This is a genomic window from Rossellomorea aquimaris, from assembly GCF_001877785.1.
In the GTDB taxonomy this organism is placed as follows: Bacteria; Bacillota; Bacilli; order Bacillales; family Bacillaceae_B; genus Rossellomorea; species Rossellomorea aquimaris_A.
Genome location: NZ_MINN01000055.1, coordinates 21675 through 46975, shown reverse-complemented (window position 1 = coordinate 46975; position 25301 = coordinate 21675). Strand labels below are relative to the sequence as shown.

Genomic DNA, 25301 nt, shown 5'->3' with positions numbered 1-25301 from the left:
TGGTTATTTGTCACTTTTTGTTACATACATGTTACAAATACATAATAAAAAAGTACTACGAGAGACAAAGTCATCGCAGTACTTTTTGTAGATGGCTCAGGACGGAATCGAACCGCCGACACATGGATTTTCAGTCCATTGCTCTACCAACTGAGCTACTGAGCCGTGTTAAATTATTCGTTCCTAATCTGATAAACCGGTTGTCCATCGTCCAGCTCTCAGGAGGATTATTCAAGTTGCTGCTCGAGCTGTACGCTGATGATTACTCGGATGAAGCTTATTCACCGTGCTCTACCAACTGAGCTACTGAGCCGTGTTTAGTTATGTAATGAAGATCATCCGGTTCGGGCTGATTGATCAGCTTTTGGGAATGACGATTCATTATGTGAAAATAAAATGGCGGTCCGGACGGGACTCGAACCCGCGACCTCCTGCGTGACAGGCAGGCATTCTAACCAACTGAACTACCGGACCAGAGTTTTTCGCTTTAGCGAAATAACTTTCATTAATTGCTTTAGCAAAATATATTTCCTTAAATTGCTCTAACAAACTACCATTCTACTAAAAGAAAGATATGACCCGTACGGGATTCGAACCCGTGTTACCGCCGTGAAAGGGCGGTGTCTTAACCGCTTGACCAACGGGCCATGCAGGATGATAGGTGTTTTGCTTCCGCAAAAATCTTTGGTGAGCCATGAAGGACTCGAACCTTCGACCCTCTGATTAAAAGTCAGATGCTCTACCAACTGAGCTAATGGCTCACAGTATATATCAACACGAAAGTTTCGCGACGTCTTTCGTGACAACGAAATTAATATTATCACGTATGCGGGACGGGGGCAATAGTTTTTTGTAGAATTTTGTTGAAAATTATTTTCTGGGGAATAAATGCGTCAAAAAGCCACCAGCATGGTGATGAAGCTGATGGCTTTTTATTATTTATTCGAAAGGGTATGGATTCTTCCTTTATTCTGACCTTTCGTGGAAACAGCAACAGAATTGAGGATCCTCGTAGCCAGCGAAGAACATTCGATTTGTAGGAATTCTTTTAGCTGATTACTGGTGATGGAGTCACCAAATAGTAATTGATAGTCTTTTAATGCTGCAAGATGAGCGTCCTTGGATTTAACCATACACTGGCTGCAAATCCAGTAACCATGGATTCTCTCGAGAGAAAGATGACCGCAGGCTTCACAAAATACCCCGGCTAAAATATCACTTCTGGAAAGCTGATACTGCTCCAAAACAGAGTGATCCAGAGGTATATCTGATTTCATGATTTTTTTGGTGACCTTCTTTATTTCTTTTTGTGTCAGGATATCGTCTTTATATTGGTGGTGGAGTTCGGTGATTTTTGATTGCAGGGTGTGACTCTTAATTACACTGTTTTTAGTGTATTTATCGTCGGATTTGATGACGGTCTGGGGATTACTGAAAACGACAAAGCCTTGAATGGGGAGCTGAGGGAGATTATTGCGCTTCAGCCATTTATTCAGCTGGCTTTTCTGCCGCTGCAGCTGATTGATGGGATCTGGAAAGGCTTTTTCATGGCCATTTTTCATTTGTATGATTTGGTCAAAGTCAGTGTCAAATTCAATGATTCCGGCCATATATTTAATTTCTAAAATACATAATAGCCTCTTCGTTAATATTAGGGCATCCATCTGGAAATAATGTTCACCGTCAAACAATCGAAGATCATGGAGAATATAGTACTCATCATCTGTGAGGAAACTCAGATAATACTCAATCGCATTCTCACCTTTGTATCCTGCCAGATACCTTGCTAAATCTTCTTTGATGAATGTTTGTTTGATGTGATGGGGACGTACTCTCGGGGAAAGAGCTTGTAACTTCAGGAGAAAAAGGGGAAATTGCTTTGCTTTTACGATCATTTCATCACTCCAATCTACTTTTCTTAAGTTGTTATTCGCCACAAAGTCTTAAAATCCTTCTTTTGGGAGGAAGTTAGGCCGGAGACGGGGGGTATAATGGGGACTGGGATAATTATATTATCAAAAACAGCCAACGTATTATCAAAAATCCGGATATATTATCAAAAACGACCCTTTTATTATCAAAAATAGAAATATATTATCAAAACCTTAAATTTGTCTGTTTTAATACCCGCATCCGTATGTACAAGCCGCTAATTTAAGTCATCTCTAACGCTTTGCCACACTCCCCGGCCGCAACTCTCGGGCCAGCACACACATCCACAGTGCTATCACGATCCCTGTTACAGCCCCTAACCCAAACACACCCCAGATCCAAACCAACCAAAAAACCACACCCCAGCCCCGCACCAACAACGCACGGAACCAGGCTGCAGCCTCCATACAAGTCCCAAGCCAAACCAAAATCCAACTAACTAACCAGCCTAATAAGTCAAACTAGCCGCCACAACCAATCCAACCACAATCGAAATCGAGAATAAACTGAATCCGATCGCAATGTTGCCTTCTTCCACTTTTTTCGCCAGATTCGTCTTTGGTGTCAAAACATATTCGATGACCCAATACGCAATGACCTGGGTGGCGATCCCGATCAGTCCCCAAACGAAGGCATCGAACAGGTTGACGCTGTTAGCCCAGACGGTGTAGATGACGATGGCCAGCCCGATGGCTTTGCCCCACAGTTTTAAAGCGACGGCGAGGTTGCCTTCGCGGATGAGGGTGGCTTCTGAGAATTTCGTTGTGAATGCGAATACGATGACCCCGAGGATCATGAGGCCGAGACCTGTGCCGACGTGGGCAAGAAAACTGATGAGTGCTTCACTCGTTATGATTTGCATGGATTACTCTCCTTTTTATCTTCCCCGATACCGATCGGGAGGAAGTATGATTCATTATCGGTGATGGCGTTGCCGGCACGGAATCCGACGGCGCCTGCTGTACCGTTTATGACGAAACTGCCGACCATCAGACTCGCTTCCACAACACCGGAATCAGTCCGGATGTCATGCCGCGGCAGTTCAATATATTCCTGATAGACAGGCAGGGTTTCCTTATATGTTTCTTTCGGATCCTGCAGAACCACCCTGCCGGATGCTTCAATGATTTTGACGGTATCTCCCTCGCGCCCGAAGGCAGGCTTCTGCACATAGGTCGCACCGCTCGACTCGAACACATCCGGATCAAGATATGTCGGTAAAAAAAATGCTGAAATCCACTCATGTTCTTCTTCCGTGAAAAAATCGCTCCCCGACTCATGAAGCCCCCAGATCAGGGCCTGCACGCCTTTGGACTGCATCAAGAAAGCAGAAGGAGGGTTCAAAACGGCAAGCTTCCCGTCCAACACCAGCTTGATTAAATCCAGTCCCGACTTTTCACCGGTATCGGGATCCACATCTTCGACCAAATGCTCGATCGGATAGGTCGGGCGATACAGCACATCGATCCGTTCACCGCTTGGTGTATAGAGACCGGCTTCCCGGCCGGTCCTCACCTGCAATTGATCAAGGCTGACAAATTCGGAAGGCACGTCTGCCAATGACTGCAGGTAACGCGTCGTCAAATAATCTTCTTCATGATCGCTGTGCGAGGAAAAGACGATCTTCGGCGAGCCGTCCCGTCCGAGTGACCGCCAGGATGCGAGCAGTGCCCGCCGCAGCTCAAGGCCGAGCCTCTCCTCAAGACCGGCATTCGGATCGTCCAGCGAAAAATGATCGCACACTCTTCCGTTCACATGATAAAGCTCCTTGATGAAGGTCGGTGTGTCACTATTAAACTCCAATAGTTTCAAGCGTCCGTCTTCACCCGCGACAAAATCGAACCTGCCGACGATGCACTCCTGGGGAATCGATTTAGTCCGTATGTAAGGAAGTGATTCCTCGGGAAATCCCAGTTCCAGCAATGATTCATCACCGAGCTCGCGCAGGAGGCCGGCTGTTTTCACAAATACGTGATAAGCTTTCTCCGAAGCATCACGGACCGCCTCGATCATGGCCATGGGTTCTTTTTTTATATCAAAAAGGGCATATTCCATTCCGAAGAGGTCGTGCCAGAAATCAGGGATCCCTTCATAAAAATCCGCTCTTTGTTCACGACGATGTGTACTATCCACCGAATCCGCCTTTCGAGCCGCTTCCAATTCCTGATTTATAGGATTTCGAATACGATTTGTAGCTTGAATAATTGCGGAGGCTCGATTTGTTTTTAAACATCCTGCCGGCGAACCAGAAATAGCCGAAGTGAGAGGAGCGGCTGTCATCACAGTAGTAGGTGCCGCTGTCGTCGTCCCAATCCCAGTCGTCACAGTCGGTGTCGGTCGGCTCCGGCGGGAGGTCCTGGTTGTTCCCGCAGCCGGTGACGGAAATGGCCATCACGGAGGCGGCCACTCCTGCCATCAATTTTTTCGTTTTGTTCATTGCGTTTCCTCCTTCAGCGTATCGCCGGTTGCTTTTACATATAAAATGTATACGGACCGGTCTTCGTCGATTTCGGCGGAATCCCGCTCATATTCCCTGCCGTCTATATAGGTATATACTGAACCGATGACGCTCAGAATATCAAGATGATCATCGTACGTTTCCTGTTTTACGATCGGGTGGTTCTTCCTCGGGTTCAGTTCACGGATTTCAAGCAGCAGTCCCTGAGGCGGGAAGAGCGGATCGGTGGCAGGCTCTTCTTCATATTTGTCTACATAAATAAGAAAAAGATTCCCTTCTTTTGCAGACGACGTCTGTCTGTAGGTGACGCCTTCTTTTACAAAAAACTCACATTCCCTGCGTGCAAGGATCTGTCCGAGTTCTATGTCCGGGTAATGAAAGATCGGTTCATAGCCGCCCATGCCTTTCAGCAGGCGGTATTCAAGTAAGGGGCGTGACATCCCTCGCATTCCTCCTTTGGTCGAATGGTTCGCTCTTTATGTATACGGTTCACAAAAAGAATGGTTTCACTCAAAACTTGGTTATTGGTATGATTATACTATGATTTCTTCAAGAGGAGCGATTGCATGGCCATTTTTATGAGGCTTTGGAAACAAGTTTCAAAGATGGACTTCGGTTTCATCTTATTGTTATCCGTTATCATTATTTTATTGGGGACATTCGGGATATATTTTCTGGAACCCGAAGGCTTTCCTTCATTGTTTGACGGTTTCTGGTGGACGATGACCACCCTGACTACGGTCGGATACGGGGATTATTATCCCGTCACGGTCGGCGGACGCCTGCTCGGGATCTTCCTCTTTATCTTCGGGATCGGGATCATCGGGGTCCTGATCAGCAAGACGGTGGATGCCATCACGACGTTTCAAAAATACAAACGGGAAGGGAAGCTTGAGTATACCATGAACGATCATTTTATTTACATCAACTGGTCAAAGAAGACGGAAAGAGCGATCCAGGAAGTGCTGGCACACACGCCTGAAGCGGAGATCGTATTGATCGATACGCTGGGTGAATCACCTGTCGACCACGCTCAGATCCACTATATTCAAGGGGATCCGTCGGATGAGGATATATTACTCCGTGCGAATATTCTCGATTCAAAACGGGTCGCGATCTTTTCCGATTCGCGGATAGAGGACCCGTCACTGATTGACGGGAAGACCTCCTGATTGCATCTGCCGTCGAAGGCTTGTCAAAAACGCATGAAAAGGAGATCCATACGATCGTCGAGATTTCGGAAGACCGACATATCCCTAAATTCAAACACATCGCGGTCGAGGACTTCATTCTGTCCACCGATTCCGTCTCTTTCTTGATGGCAAAAGCGACGATCCATCCCGGGACGACCAGTCTGTTCCGTCAGCTCTTGAGCAAGCGTTACGGGAATAACATCCACGAGCTGAAGGCGAAACCTGAATGGAAGACAATCAAGCAGGCGTCTGAGGAGCTTCTGCAAAAAGGGGCAATACTGCTGGCCGTCAATGACAGCATGGACTTCACGGATGCGATCAACCGCGAACTGCTCGAATCGGATACGCTGTACGTCGTCTGCCACGACAGGGTGTATGAACAGCTTACTGCTGGTGAATGAATATAAGAAAAGAAGCTGATCCGAGGGGTCAGCTTCTTTTTTGTGTGTCTTATTTTGAAATTATCTCGGGCTCCACACACTGCGCACCACATTCGTCTGTGAACGGTCAGGTCCTACAGAGAAGATGGAAAGCGGGATGCCGGTAAGCTGGGATACGCGCTCAAGGTAGTGGCGTGCATTTTCAGGAAGCTCGGAAAGCGTCTTGCAGCCTGTGATGTCTTCCGTCCAACCTGGAAGCTCTTCGTATACCGGCTCGCATTCAGCCAGGATGTTGAGGTTCGCAGGGAACTCTTCCATGATTTCGCCTTTGTATTTATAAGCGACACAGATTTTCAATGTTTCAATGCCTGTCAATACGTCGATTGAGTTCAGGGACAGGTCAGTCAGTCCGCTGACACGGCGGGCATGGCGGACAACAACGCTGTCGAACCAGCCTACACGGCGGGCGCGTCCAGTCGTCGTACCGTACTCACGGCCGACTTCACGGATTTGATCGCCGATCTCGTTGTTCAGTTCAGTAGGGAATGGACCGTCTCCGACACGGGTCGTGTATGCTTTTGAAACACCGACAACGTGATTGATCTTTGTAGGTCCGACACCTGAACCGATCGTCACTCCCCCTGCTACCGGGTTGGATGACGTTACGAACGGGTATGTACCCTGGTCGATATCGAGCATGACACCCTGTGCTCCTTCAAAAAGAACGCGGCGGCCGTTGTCAATCGCATCGTTCAATACAACGGATGTATCCACGACGTACTTTTTGATCTGCTGGCCGTACTCATAGTACTCATCAAGGATATCCTCGATTTTAAATCCTTCTGTTTCATAGAAACGCTCAAGAAGGCGGTTCTTTTCTTCAAGGTTGCGTGCGAGCTTCTCTTCGAATGATGCACGGTCAAGAAGGTCGGCGATACGGATCCCGATACGTGCAGCTTTATCCATGTAGGCAGGTCCGATCCCTTTTTTCGTTGTACCGATCTTGTTGGCGCCTTTGCGCTCTTCTTCCACTTCGTCAAGCTTCAGGTGGTAAGGCAGGATGACGTGCGCGCGATTGCTGATTCGCAAGTTCTCAGTCGTGACGTCACGGTCATGTAAGTATTTAAGTTCCTTCACCAATGCCTTCGGATCGACGACCATGCCGTTCCCGATGACAGAAATTTTTTCATTATAAAAGATACCTGATGGAATCAAGTGCAGCTTATATGTTTCACCGTCAAATTTAATTGTATGCCCCGCGTTATTACCGCCCTGGTAACGTGCGATTACTTCTGCATGTTCAGAAAGGAAGTCAGTGATCTTTCCTTTTCCTTCGTCTCCCCATTGTGTTCCCACTACTACTACTGAAGACATAATAAGCACCTCCGACGGGAATTAGTATTCCCTCTTTTTTCAAACAAACTCATTTTATCAACTGAATAGAGGAAAGTCAATCAAAACACGAACATTATTATAGGTATTTATCTTTATGTTCGTAAAATCAACGTTGCGGAATCACCGGCACAAGGTCATGCCGACCCACCCTGAAAGCCCGTCCCGCACCGCTTTAAAGCACTGCAGATAAAATGATAAAAAAGTATTAGCCCGAAATTTTTATTTTTGGTATGTTTAAATAAGCATTTTGAATTTTACATACAATTGGATATTGAGGTGAGTGAGATGATTAAGCGTTTTTTCAGTTATTACCGTCCCCACAGGCGGCTGTTTTACATAGATTTCTTTTGTGCCGTGCTGGTCGGACTGCTTGAACTCGGGTTCCCGATTGCGGTGTCCTGGTTCATCGACACCCTCCTTCCTGATGGGAACTGGAGCACGATCATCGCCGTGAGCGCGGGTCTCCTGGTCCTGTACCTGCTCAGTTCGAGCATGCAGTTCGTCGTGAACTATTGGGGGCATAAGCTTGGAATCAACATCGAGACCGATATGAGGCGTGAGCTTTTCCACCATGTGCAGCGGCAGTCGTTCCGCTTCTTTGACAACACAAAGACCGGGCACATCATGAGCCGGGTGACCAACGACCTGATGGATATCGGCGAGCTTGCCCACCATGGGCCGGAGGATTTATTCATCGCCGTCATGACGTTCATCGGGGCCTTCTGGATCATGCTGACGATCAATGCGAAGCTCGCACTTGTCGCGATCATCATCGTCCCGTTCCTTGTCTGGCTGATTTCGGTTTCGAATATCAAAATGAATAGGGCATGGACAAAAATGTACGGCAACATCGCCGACGTGAACAGCAGGGTGGAGGACAGCGTGTCCGGGTCCCGTGTCGTGCAGTCCTTCACCAACGAACAATTCGAGATGGACCGTTTCAATGAAAACAACCAGTTCTTCCGTAAATCGAAGCTTAAAGCGTACAACGTCATGAGTGTGAACCTTTCTGGGATCTATATCACCACGCGTTTGATGACGCTTGTAATCCTTGTATACGGGGCATGGCTGAGTTTCTCAGGTGCCCTTACCTACGGCGAGCTGGTCGCCTTCATCCTTTACATCAACGTTCTTTTCAAGCCGATCGATAAAATTTCAGCCCTGCTTGAGCTGTATCCGAAAGGGATGGCCGGCTTCAAGCGGTTCACGGATCTGATGGATATGGAGCCGGATATCGAAGACCGGCCGCACGCGGTGGAAGTGTCAACGTTAAGAGGACGTATCGAGTTCGACCGCGTCCGTTTTGGCTACGAGCCGGACCGGCCGATCCTGAACGACCTGTCATTCGGGATCGAACCGGGGCAGACCGTCGCTTTCGTCGGTCCTTCAGGTGCGGGGAAAACGACGATCTGCTCGCTTATCCCGCGTTTCTACGATATCGAGTCAGGGGCCATCACCATTGACGGGATCGATGTCAGGGATATGACGAAAAAATCGCTCCGCTCCCAAATCGGGATCGTCCAGCAGGATGTATTCCTGTTTACAGGGACACTGCGTGAGAACATCGCGTACGGCAAACTGGATGCGACGCAGGAAGAGATCGAAGAAGCATCAAGGCGCGCCCATTTGACCGATCTGATTGCATCCCTTCCTGACGGGTACGATACCCAGATCGGTGAGCGAGGCTTGAAATTATCCGGCGGTCAGAAGCAGCGGCTGTCGATTGCAAGGATGTTCCTGAAGAACCCTCAGATCCTCATTCTCGATGAAGCGACTTCGGCACTTGATACCGAGACAGAAGCGATCATCCAGGAGGCGCTGAACGAATTGGCGAAAGACCGCACCACTCTGGTCATCGCCCACCGTCTGGCCACGATCCGTAAAGCCGACCGCATCCTCGTTGTCACTGAAAACGGCATTGCCGAGGACGGGACGCATGAAGAGCTTCTTTCGATTGAGGATGGGATTTTCATGAAGCTGCATGCTCATCAGCATGCGACGATATTGTAGTGTTTTTGGGCCTAGGTGCGGGGTTATGCTGCACCTGTTTTTTTTGATTGGCGGGTATGCTTGGGCCCATGGCGGCTAGATATTGATTGTCGTTAATGATATGGGGTTTTTATTGGATGTGCGTTTTGACAAATGGCCCGTGGGCTTGATCTCAGGGGTATCGGCCGTGGTTAAAACCGGTTTTGATAATATATCAGCTAAAATACCCCCGCCCCCTTCCCCCCCAAAAAAACGGTTGAAGCCTTCAACACAGTCACTAACAATGAACCTAGCCCAAAACCTTAAAATGACTCAAAAGATTTTTTCAAAAAAAGAATTTAACAAGCTAAAAAAACCAAGCATATGACTCCATGCTTGGTTTTTTGCTTCTAACTCTATTAATAAAACAGCGGAGGCCGGTCTAAGCCCCCGGCGGAACCCCGGAATCATCAAACCGCCGTTCCAGATTGACGAATTTGTTGTATTCTTTCACGAACGCGAGCGAGACGTTCCCGACCGGGCCGTTACGCTGCTTGGCGATGATGATTTCGATGATGTTTTTATTTTCGGCATCATGATCGTAGTAATCTTCACGGTAGAGGAAGGCTACGATATCGGCATCCTGCTCGATACTCCCTGATTCACGGATATCGGACATCATCGGACGCTTGTCCTGACGCTGCTCGACTCCACGGGAAAGCTGTGACAGGGCGATGACCGGCACCTCAAGCTCACGGGCGAGCCCTTTCAATGAACGGGAAATTTCGGAAACCTCCTGCTGACGGTTCTCGCCTCCGCGGCCATTCCCCTGGATCAGCTGCAGGTAGTCGATCAGGATCATGCCGAGTCCGTGTTCCTGTGCCAGACGGCGGCATTTGGAACGGATCTCCCCGACTTTGATCCCCGGCGTATCGTCGATATAGATACCGGCATTCGAGAGGCTTCCCATTGCCATCGTCAGCTTTCTCCAGTCCTCATCGGTCAGGTCACCGGTACGGAGGTTCTGGGCATTGATGTTGCCTTCGGCGCAGAGCATACGCATGACGAGCTGCTCCGCTCCCATCTCCAGCGAGAAGATTGCAACGTTTTCCTTCGCCTTTACCGCGACGTTCTGCGCGATGTTCAGGGCGAAGGCGGTTTTACCCATCGATGGACGGGCGCCGACGATGATCAGGTCGTTTCGCTGGAACCCGGCTGTCATATGATCGAGGTCCGCGAAGCCGGTCGGGATCCCGGTGACGTCCCCTTTACGATTTGTGAGTGTTTCGATATTATCATACGTCCGGACAAGCACGTCCTTGATGTTGTGGAAGGCACCGGCATTCTTGCGCTGGGCGACTTCCATGATGCTTTTTTCCGCTTCCCCGAGGAGGGCATCGACTTCATCCTCGCGGGCATAGCCGTCGGATGCAATGTCGGTCGCCGTGCGGATGAGTCTTCTCAGCAAGGACTTTTCTTCTACGATTTTCGCGTAGTACTCGATATTGGCAGCAGTCGGTACCGACCCTGCAAGCTCACTCAAATAAGCGACGCCGCCGACATCCTCAAGTTCTTTGGCGGCTGCCAGTTCTTCTGTCACGGTGATGAGGTCGACCGCTTTACCGCCATCCCCGAGCTTCAGCATGACATTGAATATTTTCTGATGAGAGTGACGATAGAAATCTTCTGGGATCAGTCCTTCAGAAGCCGTCGTCAATGCACTCGGTTCCAGGAAGATGGCACCGAGCACAGCCTGTTCCGCTTCAATGTTCTGAGGGGGGATCCGTTCTTGCAGCATCTCATTCATTTATACATTACCTCCATTTCGAAAAAACAGGTGGAAGAGCTTTTTATAATAAAAACGTTCATTACTTTATTCCTACCGAAAAAATGTGACCGGGAGAAAATCCGATCACATTTTTATCAAACTATATTCATTTTATCATGTTTTTCGCTAAATGAATTTACCAAATTTCGTATGTTCGGGAAATTATTCTTCGGTTACGTGCACTTTCAGTGTAGCCGTCACGTCTGTATGCAGCTTCACAGGTACATTAGTGAAGCCCAGTGAACGGATCGCATCGTTCATTTCGATCTTGCGCTTGTCCACTTTGATACCGTGTGCTTTTTTCAGGACATCGGCGATTTGCTTGCTTGTGATTGAACCGAACAGGCGGCCGCCTTCACCGGACTTCGCTTTCATTTCGACTGTAAGCTCCTCAAGCGTCCCTTTTAGTTTCTTTGCTTCTTCCAGTTCTTCCTGGGCAAGCTTCTCTTCTTTTTTCTTCTGGCCTTCAAGCTGGCCGACATTGGCGTTTGTCGCCTCTACCGCAAGTCCTTTTTTAAGAAGGAAGTTGTGGGCGTAACCGTCCGCCACATTTTTCACTTCTCCTTTTTTCCCTTTCCCTTTAACATCTTTTAGAAAAATTACTTTCATGTCTCTTTTCTCCCTTCGAAATATTCATCTAGTGCTTCTTTTAACTGTTGTTCCGCTTCCCCAACAGATATTTCTTTTAATTGAGTGGCAGCATTCGTCAGATGTCCGCCGCCGTTCAGGTTTTCCATGATGATCTGGACGTTCACATCCCCGAGGGAACGTGCGCTGATCCCGACCGTTTCTGGATCCCTTTTTGAAATGACAAAGGAAGCAACGACCTCATCCATTGTGAGGAGTGTATCTGCCGCCTGGGCGATAAGGACGGAATCATAGATGACATCCTCGGATGCCTTCGCAATCGCCACGCCTTTATGATGGAACTCGACCGACTCGATCAGGCGTGCCCGTTTGATATAGGTCTCGACGTCCTCTTTTAAAAACTTCTGGACGAGGACGGTGTCCGCACCCTGTGCCCTTAAGTAGGAAGCCGCGTCGAAAGTCCTTGATCCCGTTCGGAGCGTGAAGCTTTTCGTGTCGACGATGATGCCGGCAAGAAGGGACGTGGCTTCAAGCATTGAGATCTTCTCGTGCTTCGGCTGGTATTCAAGGAGCTCTGTCACAAGCTCCGCAGTCGAGGAAGCATAAGGTTCCATGTAGACGAGCAGAGGATTCTTGATGAAATCCTCGCCGCGTCTGTGATGGTCGATGACGACGACCTTATCGATTTTATTCAACAATTTTTCTTCGATGACAAGCGACGGCTTATGCGTGTCGACGACGACGAGCAATGTATCATCCGTCGCCATTTCAAGCGCTTCTTCCGGTGTGATGAAGCGTGAGTACAGATCGGAATTATTCTTGATTTCCCTCATCATCCGTTTGACTCCATTGTCGATTTCATTGAAGTTCAGGACGACATACCCTTCGCGCTGGTTCATCTGGGCGACCTTGCGAATCCCGATCGCTGCTCCGATCGCATCCATATCAGGATGCCTGTGCCCCATGATGATGACTTTATCGCTTTCGATCATCGTTTCACGCAGTGCATGCGAGATGACGCGGGCACGCACCCTTGTGCGTTTTTCCATCGGGTTCGTCTTGCCCCCGTAGAATTTGACCTTTCCGTTCGTCTGCTTGATGGCGACCTGATCGCCTCCGCGGCCAAGCGCAAGATCGAGGCTTGACTGGGCAAGCGTCCCCAGTTCAGGAAGGGAAGGCACCCCGGTGCCGACCCCGATGCTCAAAGTAAGCGGGACATTTTGTTTCGATGTCGTTTCGCGGACATCGTCGAGAATCCCGAACTTTTCTTTTTCCAGAACCTGAAGGATTTTTTCATTGATGACCGCAACAAAACGCTCGGAAGAAACACGCTTTAAGAAAACGCCGTACTCTTTTGCCCATTTATTTAAGATGGAGGTCACCAGGCTGTTCAGGCTGCTGCGGGTCTGGTCATCCATCCCCTGTGTCAGTTCATCATAGTTATCAAGGAAGATGATTGCAATATTAGTCCGTTCTTCATGGAATTGCTTCTCGATTTCCTTTTGCTCGGTGACATCAAAGAAGTAAAGAAGCTTTTCTTTCAGCTTCAATATGACATGATATTTCCGTTCATTCAGCGTAATGATCTCCGAGTCCACTTCCTGCTTGATGAGCGGCACAAGATTCTCGGCCACGTCATAGAGCGAGCGGCCCACGACGGTATCCTCATTAAAGCACGATGCAAGGAATGGATTGGTCCATTCGATGTAGTACTCATCGTTGATCAGCATGATCCCGATCGGCATTTCCATCAATGCCTCTTCACCGACACGCTTCACCCGGTAGGATAGGGTGGAGATATATTCTTCCGTCTCCTCATGGGACCTTTTTTCAAAATAAAAGGCGAGGAAAAACGCGCATCCAAAGACGATCAACCCGATTAACGAAATAATCCATTTGTAAAAAGCGACCGCTACTAACAAGAGAGCTGCTAATATAGCTAGACCGTACAATGGGTAACGGATCATTCGCTTATTAAAATAAGATGGCATGATTTCAGCTCCTGGAACTTAAATTATATATTTTATGACTTACGCTGCAGTCGTTCTCTCAGATTGAATCCTAAGTCAATTATACCTAAAATTCTCACGATATAAAGGAGTGGGAACGAAATGATTGTAATTCCTACCAAAATCCCCTTCGACCAGCCCTTGTAATGGGCGAAGAAATAAAGGAATGACAGGCCCTGCACAGCCATCAGTGTCTGCAGGACATAAAGCACATTCAAGATTGCCGTATACAAATAGGTACCTTCTTCGGGCTGGGCGATCATCGTTACGACCAGGACGAGCAGATAGTACCACAGGATGCTTTTAGGCAGCATCCATTCCCTGAACGGCTTGAAGACCGGTACCGGGATACCCAGCCTTTTCAATATCGGGAAGTTAATCACGATGATCAGGAGGGCACCGATCGCTGCCATTCCCAGGAATAGAGCGGGCATCAGTGTCTGGATCAACTGGATGGAACTGTTCAGGCTCTCGATGATCCTCTGATCCTGGTCCTGCCCCATCTGTTCGAGCAATGAATAATATGTAGTTTTAGACTCTTTCAAACTGTCTTCCACAATATTTATATTGAAAAAAGCAATCGATAAAACAAAACCGATGACGATATTGATCAATAATATGAACGTGGATGACAAGAATATTCTTAGTTTATCCCATTTGTTCCTGATCCCCCAGCCCATCACAAGAGCCAATGATCCGAATGCCAGTCCAAGCGGAAGCGCGACCGGTCCCCCGACTAAAAAGCTGAGCAGCATCGCCCCCAAGAGGACATAAAGGGAATTCGCGATCGAATGGCTTGCACTGAAAAAGATCAGCGGCAGCGGCAAAACGAAAAATGCCACCGTTCCGAGGAAAGGCACGTACAGCACCATAAGTAATAAAACGGTGAAGATGGCGAGCATTAATGCCCCTTGCGTTATAACACGAGTATTTTTCAACAGCTAACTCTCCCAACATTATTTTCAAACGAAACATCCATAACAGAATAATCATATCAATTTTACCGATGAATTTCATCTGACGGGCATTTGTTAAGTCGTAAAAAAGATGCCTCCGCATGACATCCTTCTTTTTCCTTAGTATATACTCCCTTAGCACAAGAGTATTCCTGAGGCAATAAGTTGGATGATGCTGAGGCACCTGCCTGTATTATTGAATTTTAAACTTCTGAATGGAATCCTGCAGTTCCTGACTGAGATCTGTCAGGTGTTCCGCTGCTTCTGTAACAGAGTGGATGGCCCTCAGTTGTTCCTCTGAGGAAGCATTCATCTCTTCACAGGAAGCCGCTGTCTGCTCTGCCGTGGACGCCATCAGCTGGATGACATTGACGACTTCATCTTTATCCAGGTTGATCTGGCCGACCTGCTTGTACATCTGTTCAATCTCGGTCTGCATCGTTTTCATCAGAGCGGACGTTTGATCGAAGACATCGTTTGTTTTCTGGATGACCCCGAACTGGACCTCGAAGGTTTCCTTTGTCTTCGCCATCTCATCGACCGCCTGATTCGACCCCTGCTGTATTTCGCTGATTGTGCCTTTTACCTGCTCGGTGGCCTGAACCGACTGATCGGCAAGCTTCCTCACTTCATCGGCAACGACCGCAAATCCTTTCCCGTGCTCGCCTGCCCTTGCCGCTTCAATACTCGCATTCAGGGCAAGAAGATTTGTCTGTGCGGATATATCGGTGATCGTCTCCATGACGGATTCAATCGTCTTCACTTTGGATTCAAGGCTTATGATGACTTTTTCCATAGAAGAGATATATTCTTTGGAAGAATGATAGGCTCCGATCAGTTCTTCCACCTGATCCATCCCGATCCTGTTCATTTCGTCCGCTTTACCGGCCATTTCAGCCATGATTTTAGAGTTGTCATACACTTCATTGATGCGCGTCCCGAGAAGCTCGGACTTCTGATGTGCGCTCTCGGAATCGGCCGCAGACTGGGATGCACCGTGTGCGATTTCACTCACGACCGTTGCCATTTCCTCGCTTGACGCATTGGTTTCTTCCGATACCGCACTCAAGCTTTCAGCCGACTGGCGGACGTTCATGACCGACGCCTGGACGACTTTGATCGTATCTCTCATACTCGAAATCATCTTATTCAGATCAGCCGCAAGAAGACCTGTTTCATCTTTAGAATGGATCGACGACTGAATGGACAGATCCCCGGTGGCAACCTCCGTCACCGTCTTCTGCAACGCTTTGATCGGCTTGGTCATCTTGTCTGAGACAAATACGACCATGATCAGCATGACAACAAGTGCCGCCAGCCCGGTGATGAGCAATAGGCGTTCAAATTCCTTCGATGACTCTAAAAGAGCATCCTTCTCATAAGCGGATCCGACCTTCCAATTCGTCTTCGGAACCGTATTGTAGACGAGCACCTTCTTCTCGCCGTCCAATTCATAGTGAATCGTACCCTGCTTGTTTTCAGACTCGAGCATCTCTTTAATGAATGGGCGGTCAGATAGATTTTCCCCGCGCAATGTAGGATGGACAATCGCTGTTCCGTCGAGTCCAAATAGGAACGGGTAACCTTCATAGCCAAGTTCCATATCGGACACACGATCCGTCAGTTTCGTCAGATTCACATCGACACCAATGACACCGATGATTTGGTTATCCGACACAACCGCCTTCGATGCCGTGATGATATACTCTTCCGTTGCCGTATCGATATAAGGCTCACTCCACACAACGCCGGATTTCGCTTCCACAGCATCCATATACCAGTCACGGCTCGTCGGGTCGAAATCATCCGGCAGATCGACAGCAGGTACGATCTTAAGCTGCTTGGTCGGGGATGCGATATAAACCGAAGTCGCCTCCTGATATAAGCTCAGATAATTGTTAAAATCCGACTGGATATCTGCATACAGTTCCGTATCCTGGGCAGCATCCACCTCGGGATCAATCTGCGCCTTCGAGTAGTTCTTCAATACATTCGAAACCGAATACTGGTTCAGGCTCTTCTCATACTGTTCAAGGAACAGCTGCACCGAGCTATTCAGCTCCTTCACGACTCCCTGCGTCTGCCCGATCACCTGATCCTCCGTCTTCATCCGCGTCTGCCAGCTCGTAATCGCTATGATCGCGACCAGCGATGTAATGAACAAGACAGAGAAGACCATGATGAGTTTCGCCCTTATGGACGACAGCTTCAGTGAGTCTTTATTTTGTTGTCTCTTTTTCTTTTTTTCCACTCGTCTTCCCCCTGATTCCCTATAAGTCTCTCCTGTTGTTTATCGACAGGATTCGTCAGGGTTTAATAGGGAGGGATTTTGGGAGATTGGTTTTTTTTCTGGAGGTTAGGGAGTGGATGGGATCGAGATAGGGTTCGCGGGCTGCTTGGTGTTGAAGTTGGGTTGAGGGTGCAGAACGGATTGGTGCTCGATTGGGGGGAATCTTTTTTGATAATATAATTGGATTTTTGATAATATAAGTGCCGGTTTTGATAATATATTTTGATTTTTGATAATATAATGGCTGGTTTTGATAATATATCATTCGGAGCACTCTAAACAGCTGCCCTTTTCTGCGTTATAACACCTATTTTTATCTCTAAAAAAATGTTTTTGACAAATCACACTGCTTTTTTATAATAAAAACACAAAAAAGCAGCAGGAACAATCGTCCCCACTGCTTTTATCCGTTCAATTATTCACCGCTAACGTATGGAAGCAATGCCATTGTACGAGCGCGCTTGATCGCACGAGTCAACTTACGTTGGTACTTAGCGTTTGTTCCAGTTACACGACGTGGAAGAATTTTTCCACGCTCAGAGATGAATTTCTTAAGAAGATCCACATCTTTGAAATCGATATGTGTAATTCCGTTTGCTGTGAAGTAGCATACCTTACGGCGTCTACGTCCACCTCTACGTCCTCCTGCCATGTGATTCGCCTCCTATCATTTTAGATTATTCGTATCGTTCGTTTAGAATGGCAGATCATCATCAGAAATGTCGATCGGCTGACCGTCATTTGCAAATGGATCCTCATCTACACGTGTGTAGTTATTATTGTTGTTACTGTTGTTGCGCTGTTGATTCTGATTCTGACTATAAGGATTTCCCTGGTCACGCTGACCTCCACCCGAATAGCCCGGACTTCCTCCACGATCGCCTTGGTTCGCACTGCGAGGCTCAAGGAACTGTACGCTTTCTGCTACAACTTCCGTCATAAACACACGACGTCCGTCCTGTCCTTCGAAGTTACGTGTTTGAATGCGACCGTCAACGCCGGCTAAGCTGCCTTTTTTAAGAAAGTTTGCTACATTCTCTGCAGGGCGGCGCCATACAACACAATTAATAAAATCTGCTTCACGTTCTCCTGATTGATTCGTAAAACTACGATTCACGGCTAGTGTGAACGATGCAACAGCCACTCCATTCGGAGTATATTTTAATTCAGGGTCTTTGGTTAAACGCCCTACTAATACAACTCGGTTCATCATCAGAATCAACCCCTTCCTTCTAGAATCCTGTTTCAAATGAAACATTCACAGAAGTATATCTTAAAAAACGTTCGGATTATGCTTCTTCTTTAACAACGATATGACGGATAATGTCGTCACTGATCTTAGCCAAACGATCGAACTCGTTTACAGCTTCAGTGTTAGCGTTCATCTTCACTAGTTGGTAGAAACCATCACGGAAATCGTTGATTTCATACGCTAAACGACGTTTACCCCAATCTTTTGACTCGATGATCTCCGCACCGTTAGTTGTTAGAACGTTATCGAAACGCTCAACGACTGCTTTCTTTGACTCATCGTCAATGTTTGGGCGGACAATGTACATAACTTCGTACTTTCTCATCTGAATGTCACCTCCTCGTGGACTATGCGGTCCTTTCATTACGAAAGGACAAGGAGCAATGCGTTCATTACTCACGAAATAGAATTATATCACAGCTTCTCTAGTATTGCAATATGTCGCAGGATATCTGATAGATTTTAATAATATCCGGTCTTGAATTTTTGTGGGAGATTTCGCTTTCCGCCGGCAAAAGCATTCGTTGGTGATGCAGAGGTTGGATTCACACTGCGGAATCGGAATTTCGATAAATCTCCATGTACTTTGATAGTAAAAGGTCATTCTCAATTATAAAACGCCATGAGTGGTCGTTTCGAAGCCATGTTGATAATAGAAAAAGAGGATTCGATAATAAATCCTTAAAATTTGAAAATAAATGTTTGAATTTCAACAATAAATCTTCCGTTTTCGATAATAAAACAGGTTACAAAGCAGCTTGACTGCTTAATTGGATCAAAAACACAGCCACCATGCTTTTTATACGCATGTTTTTATAAGCAGACGATCAAAATCAAATGAAACTAAATGTCTTTTTACCAAAAAAATCAAAACTCCGATTCAAAACGTTGAATCAGGCACAAAAAAGACCGGGGTCGCCCCCGGCCATTCAACAAACTTTTACACATTAAAACGGAAGTGAATAACGTCTCCGTCTTTTACTAGATATTCTTTACCTTCGAGGCGGACTTTACCGGCTTCCTTGGCCGCCCCCATAGTTCCTGCTTCCACCAAGTCAGCATAGGAGACGGTTTCGGCGCGGATGAAGCCTCTTTCAAAGTCAGAGTGGATGACTCCGGCACATTGAGGGGCTTTCATGCCTTCGCGGAATGTCCATGCGCGGACTTCCTGCACACCTGCCGTGAAATAAGTAGCAAGGCCAAGAAGGGAGTAAGTTGCACGGATCAGCTGATCAAGACCGGATTCTTCGATTCCAAGCTCCTGAAGGAACATCGCTTTCTCTTCATCATCAAGTTCAGCGATCTCAGATTCGATTTTTGCACAGACAACAATGACTTCTGCGTTGTCTTCTTTCGCAAACTCACGGACCTTTTGAACGTATTCATTATCTGATGGATCTGCGATTTCATCTTCGCTGACGTTCGCTACATACAATACCGGCTTTGAAGTCAGAAGGTGAAGCTGCTTCACAAGCTTCATCTGTTCTTCGGAGAATTCAACAGTACGTGCCGGCTGTTCCGCTTCCAGTACTTCCTTCAATTTCACAAGGATGTCATACTCGAATACTGCTTCTTTGTCTTTTTGCTTGGCCATCTTTTGAACACGCGCAAGTCGCTTATCAACAGTTTCAAGGTCGGCAAGGATCAATTCAAGATTGATGACTTCGATATCGGCGATCGGATCCACTTTTCCGGAAACGTGTGTGATATTGTCATCGGCAAAACAGCGGACAACCTGACAGATTGCGTCAACCTGGCGGATATGGGATAAGAATTTGTTTCCAAGTCCTTCCCCTTTACTTGCTCCTTTTACGATTCCCGCGATATCGGTGAATTCAAATGCAGTAGGAACGGTCTTTTTCGGCTGAACAAGCTCAGTCAATTTATCTAGACGGTGATCGGGCACCTCTACGATTCCTACGTTTGGATCGATTGTACAGAAAGGATAGTTAGCAGATTCTGCGCCTGCTTTTGTGATTGCGTTAAAAAGTGTTGATTTACCTACATTCGGCAGCCCAACAATACCAGCTGTTAAAGCCATTTCGGTCACTCCTCTTATTGTTCTTATCTATGAAAAAATCGTGATTGATGTTAACTCTTCCAAATGGTCGAACCCTTCACAATTATAGAGATAATAGGAGGAAAAGACAAGTAGGCAGAAAAGCGGAGGGGCTTTGCAAAGAGGCGTGTGGCATAAGACGAATCGGCCGTGAACACGTTCTTTGCCTTCTTGGACAAGTTGGCGTATGACATGTGCCTCTAAGTCCCGCAGCCGGACAGGTCACAGCCGCAGGAGTGTTCGCCTTCCAACTCAGGGCAACTGCTGGAATCCTAAAAAAATCAATCAACATCTTTGACTTTACTTTTTCAAATTAAAAAGACACCCGCCCGTTCGAAAACGGCAGGTGTCCTGAATATTTTCATAGTGTGCCGAACCCTTGCGGCAAGAGGATTAAGCGCAAGCGGTTAGGGGTATGAAAAGAGTAATCAATCCTGGTCACTTTCCAGTACTTTTTTCATTTTTTTCGTAAAATCCCTGCGTGGGATCATGACGCTGTGGCCGCAGCCTTCGCATTTGATGCGGATGTCCATTCCGAGACGGATCACTTTCCAGCGATTGACTCCGCAAGGGTGGGGCTTTTTCATCTCCACTACATCGTTCAATTGAAACGTCTTTTGCTCCATCAGCCTTCCTCCTGTCCAAGTCTTTTTTTATCATGATATGGCTGTGCATGGAAATCCTCGTTCCTTGAGTACATGACCATTCTAGGGAACGGAATTTCAATACCATGTTTATCGAGAACGGCTTTCACATCTTTCCTCATCATCCTGGCAATATACCAGTGTCTCATCGGCACAGTTTCAGCCACGATCCGAATCACTACATCGGAAGCGCCCAGTGTCTGGACGCCCAGCAGTTCCGGAGGATTCACAAGGTCTTCATATTTCTGCGGAAGGGTGACAAGAAGGTCCTGAATGACTTTCTCCGCTTCATCTATGTTTTCCTCATAGGCAATACTGACATCCACGACAGCAATACTGTTATGGATGGAGAAGTTCGTGACTTCCGTGATATTTCCGTTCGGGAAAATATGAAGTTCGCCTGTCCAGCTTTTGATCTTCGTCGTACGAAGGCCTATTTCTTCAACCGTTCCTTCGGCTGAACCAACCCTGACATAATCACCTACGGAGAATTGGTCTTCAAAGATGATGAAGAAACCGGTGATGATATCACGAACAAGGTTTTGCGCACCGAAACCGATGGCAAGGCCGACGATCCCGGCACCGGCGATCAATCCTTTAATATCGATGCCCAAAGTCGAAAGGATCGTCATCAGACTGATGAAGTAAACCACATAGGTCAATACATTCTCCAATAACTTCAGCAAAGTGGCCTCGCGACGCTCCGAGAACTTGAGCGGAGCCTTTGAACGCACCCTGAATACATTCCGGATCGCTGTCCGGCCGAGCTTCAACGCGATATATGTAATCAGCATGATCGCGATAATTTTTATCGCATTTGTACCAAGCATGACCCATAGATCATTGTCGATTATTTTATCCACTGTTTCATCAACTGTCTTTTTAACATCATCAGTAGTAGTGGCTGCCATATATATGAATCACCTGCTTTTCAGTAATAAGTTACGTTATATTCTATCAAGTTTCCCGAACCTTGGGTAGTTCTAACCTATACTTTCAAATTTAGACGAAATTTTTTATTTTATGAAAAATCATCCTCCTTTATGTATGAAAAAACAATATCGACCGTATACTGTTAAAAACTCTTTCCCGGAAACCTACCAATCAAAGGAGTGGAAGTCATGAATCTTAAAAAAGGATTATTCGAACGGAAAGTCGAGCCCTTCAGGGTGTATCATCAAGATGAACACGCGGCAAGGGATCTTTCCGTTCAATTGGCATCCATCCTTCCCATCCTATACCGGACACGTCCGATCGTGTTTGTGTGTATCGGCACCGACCGCTCGACCGGGGATTCACTGGGGCCGTTGGCAGGAACGTTATTATCCGAGCAGGGAATGGGAATTTTTCATGTATACGGTACGCTGGATGACCCCATCCATGCCGTTAACTTGGAAGAAAAGCTGCGGGAAATCAAGTCAAAGTACGTAAATCCATTCATCATTGGCATCGATGCCTGTCTCGGAAGACTGAAAAGCGTGGGCGCCATCCAATTGTGTGACGGTCCGTTGAAGCCGGGTGCAGGAGTCAATAAAGAACTGCCCGAAGTCGGGAATGTACATTTGACCGGAATTGTGAATGTGAGTGGATTTATGGAATTCTTTGTCCTTCAGAATACACGGTTGAATCTTGTGATGAAGATGGCAAAGACAATGGTGGAAGCTATCGTGCTGGCTGAAGAAATCATCGAGAGAAGAAATGCGATCAGCATCGAGAATTGGCGGGAAGAATTGCATTAATCAAAAAGCGGAGGCGGCTCGCCCAGAGACCAGAGACGACAAGCATAAGACGAACTTATCGGAAAGGCGCTCTTTGCCTTTTTGGTAAGTTTAGCTTGTGAACTCGAGCTCCTAGCCGCCGCAGCTGGACAATAAAAACGGGAGGCGTACGGTGCCTCCCGTTTTTTTTTATTAAAAGTATAATTGATAAGCATGCATCACTCCGACGACAAGGGCGACCACGATGATTCCAGGCAGCAGGTTGGCTACACGGATCTTGGTGATCCCGATCAGGTTCAAGCCGATGGCAAAAATCATGATTCCCCCGGTCGAAGTCATTTCAACAATGTATGTATCCATAAGTCCCTGAGGGACCCATTGATGAATCTGAGTGGCAAATAAAGCGATCAGCCCCTGATACAGAACGACGGGGACGGCTGAAAACATGACCCCGATTCCAAGAGTGGTCGTCAAAATCAACGACGTGAATCCATCGATGATCGACTTTGTATAGAGGACATCATGATCTCCCCTTATCCCGCTGTCCAACGCACCGATGACGGCCATCGCACCGATCACAAAAATCAGCGTGGCGGTCACGAAGCCTTGTGAAATGGAAGTTTCTTTCTTGCTGCCCATCTTTTTTTCAAGCCAGGTGCCGACAGCATTCAGCTTGTCCTCCAGGTTCATCCACTCCCCCCAGGCAGCACCGAGTGCAAGACTGATGATGACTATGAGGAAGTTCTCACTTTTGAGGCCCATCTGCAGGCCAAGGACCACGACGGCCAGACCGATCGCTTTCATCACCGTTCCTTTCATGTTCTCAGGAATCCGGTGTAGAAAAACCCCAAGCAGTGTTCCGATGATAATACAAATTCCGTTCACGATCGTTCCTAAAAGCACCATATGCGTTCCCCTCAATCAAAATAGAAATAGTAAAAGGGAAGAGGACCGGCCTCCAATTTCTGAAGGCCAGTCCTTTCTCTTGTCATGACAACTTATTTATCCTGCAGCAGTTCCAAAATCCGGTTCAAATCTTCCTGCGAGAAGAATTCGAGTTCAATTTTTCCCTTCTTCTTGGATTGCTTGATCGTTACCGTAGTACCGAAACGCTCCCGGAGCATGGATTCCTGTTCTTTGATGAAGACATCCTCTTTCTTCTCCGGAGGCTTTGTTTCACGTGAAACATTCCCGTTCATCTCACCTATAAGCTTCTCAAGCTGCCGGACGTTCAGTGATTCTTTCAGGATGCGGTTCACCAGTGCGGACAGGTTCTTTTTATTCTTCAAACCAAGCAGTGCACGTCCGTGGCCCATCGTTAGTTTCCCTTCGGAAATCAATTCCTGAATGGGCGCAGGCAGGGAGAGAAGCCTGATGTGATTTGCTATATGGGGACGGCTTTTCCCGAGGCGTTTCGCCACTTCTTCCTGCGTGATCTTAAGCTTATCCATAAGCATCTGATATGCTGCCCCTTCTTCTATCGGGGTCAAATCCTCCCGCTGAAGGTTCTCGAGTACGGCCAGCTCCATCATCTGCTGATCGTTCAGTTCCCGGACGACAACAGGTACAACGTCCAATTTCGCAGCTGTCGCTGCGCGGTAACGTCTTTCACCGACTACGATTTCGTATCCTTTGATTGATTTCCTGACAATGATCGGCTGCAAGATTCCGTGCTCCAAAATCGATTCCTTTAATTCCTCGATTGCAGCAGGCTCAAAAATCTTGCGTGGCTGATAAGGATTCGGCCGTATATCTTTCAGCTTTACCTCTTGAACGGTTTCTTCACTTTGAGTCGTTTGTACGTTTTGAAAGAGGGCGTTGATCCCCTTTCCTAAACCTTTAGCCATTCGTCACCACTTCCTTTGCCAGTTCTAAATAAACTTCCGCTCCCCTGGACTTCGCATCATAAATAATGATCGGTTCGCCGTGACTCGGTGCTTCACTCAAACGGACATTACGAGGGATGATTGTGCGGTACACTTTATCTTGAAAGTACTTCTTCACCTCTTCGATGACTTGAATGCCCAGGTTTGTCCGGGCATCAAGCATGGTCAGCAGCACCCCGTCAATCATCAGATCATGATTGAGGTGTTTTTGCACGAGGCGGACAGTACTCAAGAGCTGACTCAACCCTTCGAGGGCATAATACTCACATTGAACAGGGATGACGACAGCATCAGAAGCTGTCAGCGCATTGATTGTCAAGAGACCCAAAGACGGAGGGCAGTCAATAATAATATAGTCAAAATCATCTTTGACTTTTTCTAATGCTTTCTTTAATCGAACTTCACGAGAAATGGTCGGGACGAGTTCAATTTCCGCCCCTGCCAATGAAATGGTAGCAGGTACGATGGAAAGATTTTCGACTTTTGATTGTTTGATTGTTTCCCTAACGTCGACATCATCCACCAGCACATCATAAATGCATTGATGCACATCGCCTTTTTCCACTCCAACACCACTCGTGGCATTTCCTTGGGGATCGATATCTACAAGCAGGACTTTTTGTCCTATGTATGCAAGGCATGCTCCCAAATTAACGGAGGTGGTCGTTTTTCCCACGCCGCCTTTCTGGTTGGTCACCGCTATTATTCTTCCCAAGGTTGTCACCTACCTTTTGACGTCCTAGAT

General features: G+C 47.2%; 25 protein-coding genes and 4 tRNA genes. 5 read left to right on the top strand and 24 right to left on the bottom strand.

All coding sequences use genetic code 11. The annotated features are described in order from the left end of the window. Positions 1-92 precede the first annotated feature (92 nt). From BHE18_RS02285 to BHE18_RS02245, 9 genes are all read right to left on the bottom strand, one after another. Positions 93-165: transfer RNA gene (locus BHE18_RS02285), tRNA-Phe, on the bottom strand. Between the two features lie 232 nt (positions 166-397). Then, a tRNA-Asp gene (locus tag BHE18_RS02280) sits at positions 398-474 on the bottom strand. A 101-nt stretch (positions 475-575) separates the two neighbouring features. Beyond that, positions 576-647: transfer RNA gene (locus BHE18_RS02275), tRNA-Glu, on the bottom strand. A gap of 38 nt (positions 648-685) precedes the next feature. Further along, positions 686-761: transfer RNA gene (locus BHE18_RS02270), tRNA-Lys, on the bottom strand. Between the two features lie 174 nt (positions 762-935). Then, positions 936-1895 (bottom strand): nuclease-related domain-containing protein, encoded by a 960-nt coding sequence (locus BHE18_RS02265; RefSeq protein ID WP_071617076.1) that lies wholly within the window; start codon positions 1893-1895, stop codon positions 936-938. Between the two features lie 485 nt (positions 1896-2380). Further along, the gene (locus tag BHE18_RS02260) at positions 2381-2794 is read right to left on the bottom strand and encodes a DUF350 domain-containing protein (protein WP_071617075.1); all 414 of its coding nucleotides are present in this window, start codon (positions 2792-2794) and stop codon (positions 2381-2383) included. Next, a complete protein-coding gene (locus tag BHE18_RS02255; protein ID WP_071617074.1) occupies positions 2782-4065 on the bottom strand; it encodes a glutathionylspermidine synthase family protein in 1284 nt (427 codons plus the stop codon). Before BHE18_RS02255 ends, BHE18_RS02260 begins: the two co-directional genes overlap by 13 nt. Next, positions 4058-4369, bottom strand: coding sequence for a hypothetical protein (locus BHE18_RS23530; protein WP_071617073.1), 312 nt, complete (start codon positions 4367-4369; stop codon positions 4058-4060). Before BHE18_RS23530 ends, BHE18_RS02255 begins: the two co-directional genes overlap by 8 nt. Next, positions 4366-4830, bottom strand: a complete 465-nt coding sequence (locus tag BHE18_RS02245; RefSeq protein WP_071617072.1) for a hypothetical protein — start codon at positions 4828-4830, stop codon at positions 4366-4368. The genes BHE18_RS23530 and BHE18_RS02245 overlap by 4 nt, the downstream gene beginning before the upstream one ends. A gap of 126 nt (positions 4831-4956) precedes the next feature. Here BHE18_RS02245 and BHE18_RS23525 point away from each other — a divergent pair, with 126 nt between their 5' ends. Together BHE18_RS23525 and BHE18_RS23520 are read left to right on the top strand one after the other, a co-directional pair. Beyond that, on the top strand, positions 4957-5562 hold the full coding sequence (locus BHE18_RS23525; RefSeq protein ID WP_235860234.1) for a potassium channel family protein: 606 nt from the start codon (positions 4957-4959) through the stop codon (positions 5560-5562). 20 nt (positions 5563-5582) lie between these two features. Further along, positions 5583-5984 carry a hypothetical protein gene (locus BHE18_RS23520; protein ID WP_235860233.1) on the top strand — a complete coding sequence of 134 codons (402 nt, stop codon included), beginning with the start codon at positions 5583-5585 and terminating at the stop codon, positions 5982-5984. 60 nt (positions 5985-6044) lie between these two features. On the opposite strand, the gene BHE18_RS02235 is transcribed toward BHE18_RS23520, so the two are convergent. Beyond that, positions 6045-7337, bottom strand: coding sequence for an adenylosuccinate synthase (locus tag BHE18_RS02235; RefSeq protein ID WP_064563134.1), 1293 nt, complete (start codon positions 7335-7337; stop codon positions 6045-6047). A gap of 306 nt (positions 7338-7643) precedes the next feature. On the opposite strand from BHE18_RS02235, the gene BHE18_RS02230 reads away from it, so the two are divergent. Both BHE18_RS02230 and BHE18_RS02225 read left to right on the top strand, forming a co-directional pair. Further along, entirely contained in the window at positions 7644-9368 is a 1725-nt protein-coding gene (locus tag BHE18_RS02230) for an ABC transporter ATP-binding protein (protein WP_071617071.1), read from the top strand. Positions 9369-9450: 82 nt separating this feature from the next. Further along, positions 9451-9714 carry a hypothetical protein gene (locus BHE18_RS02225; protein ID WP_071617070.1) on the top strand — a complete coding sequence of 88 codons (264 nt, stop codon included), beginning with the start codon at positions 9451-9453 and terminating at the stop codon, positions 9712-9714. Between the two features lie 54 nt (positions 9715-9768). On the opposite strand, the gene dnaB is transcribed toward BHE18_RS02225, so the two are convergent. The 11 genes from dnaB to BHE18_RS02170 form a co-directional block, all read right to left on the bottom strand. Continuing rightward, positions 9769-11133: a replicative DNA helicase gene (gene dnaB, locus BHE18_RS02220; protein ID WP_032087116.1), complete on the bottom strand. Its 1365-nt coding sequence runs from the start codon at positions 11131-11133 to the stop codon at positions 9769-9771. A gap of 183 nt (positions 11134-11316) precedes the next feature. Beyond that, the gene (gene rplI, locus BHE18_RS02215; RefSeq protein WP_032087117.1) at positions 11317-11763 is read right to left on the bottom strand and encodes a 50S ribosomal protein L9; all 447 of its coding nucleotides are present in this window, start codon (positions 11761-11763) and stop codon (positions 11317-11319) included. Continuing rightward, complete coding sequence (locus BHE18_RS02210; protein WP_058299799.1) at positions 11760-13733, bottom strand: DHH family phosphoesterase; 1974 nt, start codon at positions 13731-13733, stop codon at positions 11760-11762. The genes rplI and BHE18_RS02210 overlap by 4 nt, the downstream gene beginning before the upstream one ends. Before the next feature lie 32 nt (positions 13734-13765). After that, entirely contained in the window at positions 13766-14689 is a 924-nt protein-coding gene (locus tag BHE18_RS02205) for a YybS family protein (protein WP_141771799.1), read from the bottom strand. A gap of 211 nt (positions 14690-14900) precedes the next feature. After that, positions 14901-16958, bottom strand: coding sequence for a methyl-accepting chemotaxis protein (locus tag BHE18_RS02200; RefSeq protein WP_083573580.1), 2058 nt, complete (start codon positions 16956-16958; stop codon positions 14901-14903). Positions 16959-17412: 454 nt separating this feature from the next. Beyond that, the gene (rpsR, locus tag BHE18_RS02195) at positions 17413-17649 is read right to left on the bottom strand and encodes a 30S ribosomal protein S18 (RefSeq protein WP_032087120.1); all 237 of its coding nucleotides are present in this window, start codon (positions 17647-17649) and stop codon (positions 17413-17415) included. A 42-nt stretch (positions 17650-17691) separates the two neighbouring features. Next, entirely contained in the window at positions 17692-18210 is a 519-nt protein-coding gene (gene ssb, locus BHE18_RS02190; protein WP_071617068.1) for a single-stranded DNA-binding protein, read from the bottom strand. A 76-nt stretch (positions 18211-18286) separates the two neighbouring features. Continuing rightward, positions 18287-18574: a 30S ribosomal protein S6 gene (rpsF, locus tag BHE18_RS02185; RefSeq protein ID WP_071617067.1), complete on the bottom strand. Its 288-nt coding sequence runs from the start codon at positions 18572-18574 to the stop codon at positions 18287-18289. 615 nt (positions 18575-19189) lie between these two features. Next, the gene (gene ychF, locus BHE18_RS02180; protein ID WP_071617066.1) at positions 19190-20290 is read right to left on the bottom strand and encodes a redox-regulated ATPase YchF; all 1101 of its coding nucleotides are present in this window, start codon (positions 20288-20290) and stop codon (positions 19190-19192) included. 446 nt (positions 20291-20736) lie between these two features. Beyond that, entirely contained in the window at positions 20737-20934 is a 198-nt protein-coding gene (locus BHE18_RS02175; RefSeq protein WP_071617065.1) for a DUF951 domain-containing protein, read from the bottom strand. Further along, complete coding sequence (locus tag BHE18_RS02170) at positions 20934-21863, bottom strand: mechanosensitive ion channel family protein (RefSeq protein ID WP_071617064.1); 930 nt, start codon at positions 21861-21863, stop codon at positions 20934-20936. The genes BHE18_RS02175 and BHE18_RS02170 overlap by 1 nt, the downstream gene beginning before the upstream one ends. A 210-nt stretch (positions 21864-22073) precedes the next feature. Here BHE18_RS02170 and yyaC point away from each other — a divergent pair, with 210 nt between their 5' ends. Further along, positions 22074-22691 carry a spore protease YyaC gene (yyaC, locus tag BHE18_RS02165; protein WP_071617063.1) on the top strand — a complete coding sequence of 206 codons (618 nt, stop codon included), beginning with the start codon at positions 22074-22076 and terminating at the stop codon, positions 22689-22691. A 171-nt stretch (positions 22692-22862) separates the two neighbouring features. On the opposite strand, the gene BHE18_RS02160 is transcribed toward yyaC, so the two are convergent. The 3 genes from BHE18_RS02160 to BHE18_RS02150 form a co-directional block, all read right to left on the bottom strand. Further along, on the bottom strand, positions 22863-23576 hold the full coding sequence (locus BHE18_RS02160) for a DUF554 domain-containing protein (RefSeq protein WP_071617062.1): 714 nt from the start codon (positions 23574-23576) through the stop codon (positions 22863-22865). 92 nt (positions 23577-23668) lie between these two features. Further along, on the bottom strand, positions 23669-24517 hold the full coding sequence (locus BHE18_RS02155) for a ParB/RepB/Spo0J family partition protein (protein ID WP_071617061.1): 849 nt from the start codon (positions 24515-24517) through the stop codon (positions 23669-23671). Further along, positions 24510-25271, bottom strand: a complete 762-nt coding sequence (locus BHE18_RS02150; RefSeq protein WP_071617060.1) for a ParA family protein — start codon at positions 25269-25271, stop codon at positions 24510-24512. The genes BHE18_RS02155 and BHE18_RS02150 overlap by 8 nt, the downstream gene beginning before the upstream one ends. Positions 25272-25301 lie beyond the last annotated feature (30 nt).

Coding starts and splice junctions, on each gene's coding strand:
- dnaB (WP_032087116.1), bottom strand. CDS start 11,133: ATGAATGAGATGCTGCAAGAACGGATCCCCCCTCAGAACATTGAAGCG.
- yyaC (WP_071617063.1), top strand. CDS start 22,074: ATGAATCTTAAAAAAGGATTATTCGAACGGAAAGTCGAGCCCTTCAGG.
- BHE18_RS02230 (WP_071617071.1), top strand. CDS start 7,644: ATGATTAAGCGTTTTTTCAGTTATTACCGTCCCCACAGGCGGCTGTTT.
- BHE18_RS02170 (WP_071617064.1), bottom strand. CDS start 21,863: ATGGCAGCCACTACTACTGATGATGTTAAAAAGACAGTTGATGAAACA.
- BHE18_RS02155 (WP_071617061.1), bottom strand. CDS start 24,517: ATGGCTAAAGGTTTAGGAAAGGGGATCAACGCCCTCTTTCAAAACGTA.
- BHE18_RS02260 (WP_071617075.1), bottom strand. CDS start 2,794: ATGCAAATCATAACGAGTGAAGCACTCATCAGTTTTCTTGCCCACGTC.
- BHE18_RS02210 (WP_058299799.1), bottom strand. CDS start 13,733: ATGCCATCTTATTTTAATAAGCGAATGATCCGTTACCCATTGTACGGT.
- BHE18_RS02265 (WP_071617076.1), bottom strand. CDS start 1,895: ATGATCGTAAAAGCAAAGCAATTTCCCCTTTTTCTCCTGAAGTTACAA.
- ychF (WP_071617066.1), bottom strand. CDS start 20,290: ATGGCTTTAACAGCTGGTATTGTTGGGCTGCCGAATGTAGGTAAATCA.
- BHE18_RS23530 (WP_071617073.1), bottom strand. CDS start 4,369: ATGAACAAAACGAAAAAATTGATGGCAGGAGTGGCCGCCTCCGTGATG.
- BHE18_RS02175 (WP_071617065.1), bottom strand. CDS start 20,934: ATGGAGCAAAAGACGTTTCAATTGAACGATGTAGTGGAGATGAAAAAG.
- BHE18_RS02235 (WP_064563134.1), bottom strand. CDS start 7,337: ATGTCTTCAGTAGTAGTAGTGGGAACACAATGGGGAGACGAAGGAAAA.
- rplI (WP_032087117.1), bottom strand. CDS start 11,763: ATGAAAGTAATTTTTCTAAAAGATGTTAAAGGGAAAGGGAAAAAAGGA.
- BHE18_RS23525 (WP_235860234.1), top strand. CDS start 4,957: ATGGCCATTTTTATGAGGCTTTGGAAACAAGTTTCAAAGATGGACTTC.
- rpsF (WP_071617067.1), bottom strand. CDS start 18,574: ATGAGAAAGTACGAAGTTATGTACATTGTCCGCCCAAACATTGACGAT.
- BHE18_RS02245 (WP_071617072.1), bottom strand. CDS start 4,830: ATGTCACGCCCCTTACTTGAATACCGCCTGCTGAAAGGCATGGGCGGC.
- rpsR (WP_032087120.1), bottom strand. CDS start 17,649: ATGGCAGGAGGACGTAGAGGTGGACGTAGACGCCGTAAGGTATGCTAC.
- BHE18_RS02160 (WP_071617062.1), bottom strand. CDS start 23,576: ATGGTGCTTTTAGGAACGATCGTGAACGGAATTTGTATTATCATCGGA.
- ssb (WP_071617068.1), bottom strand. CDS start 18,210: ATGATGAACCGAGTTGTATTAGTAGGGCGTTTAACCAAAGACCCTGAA.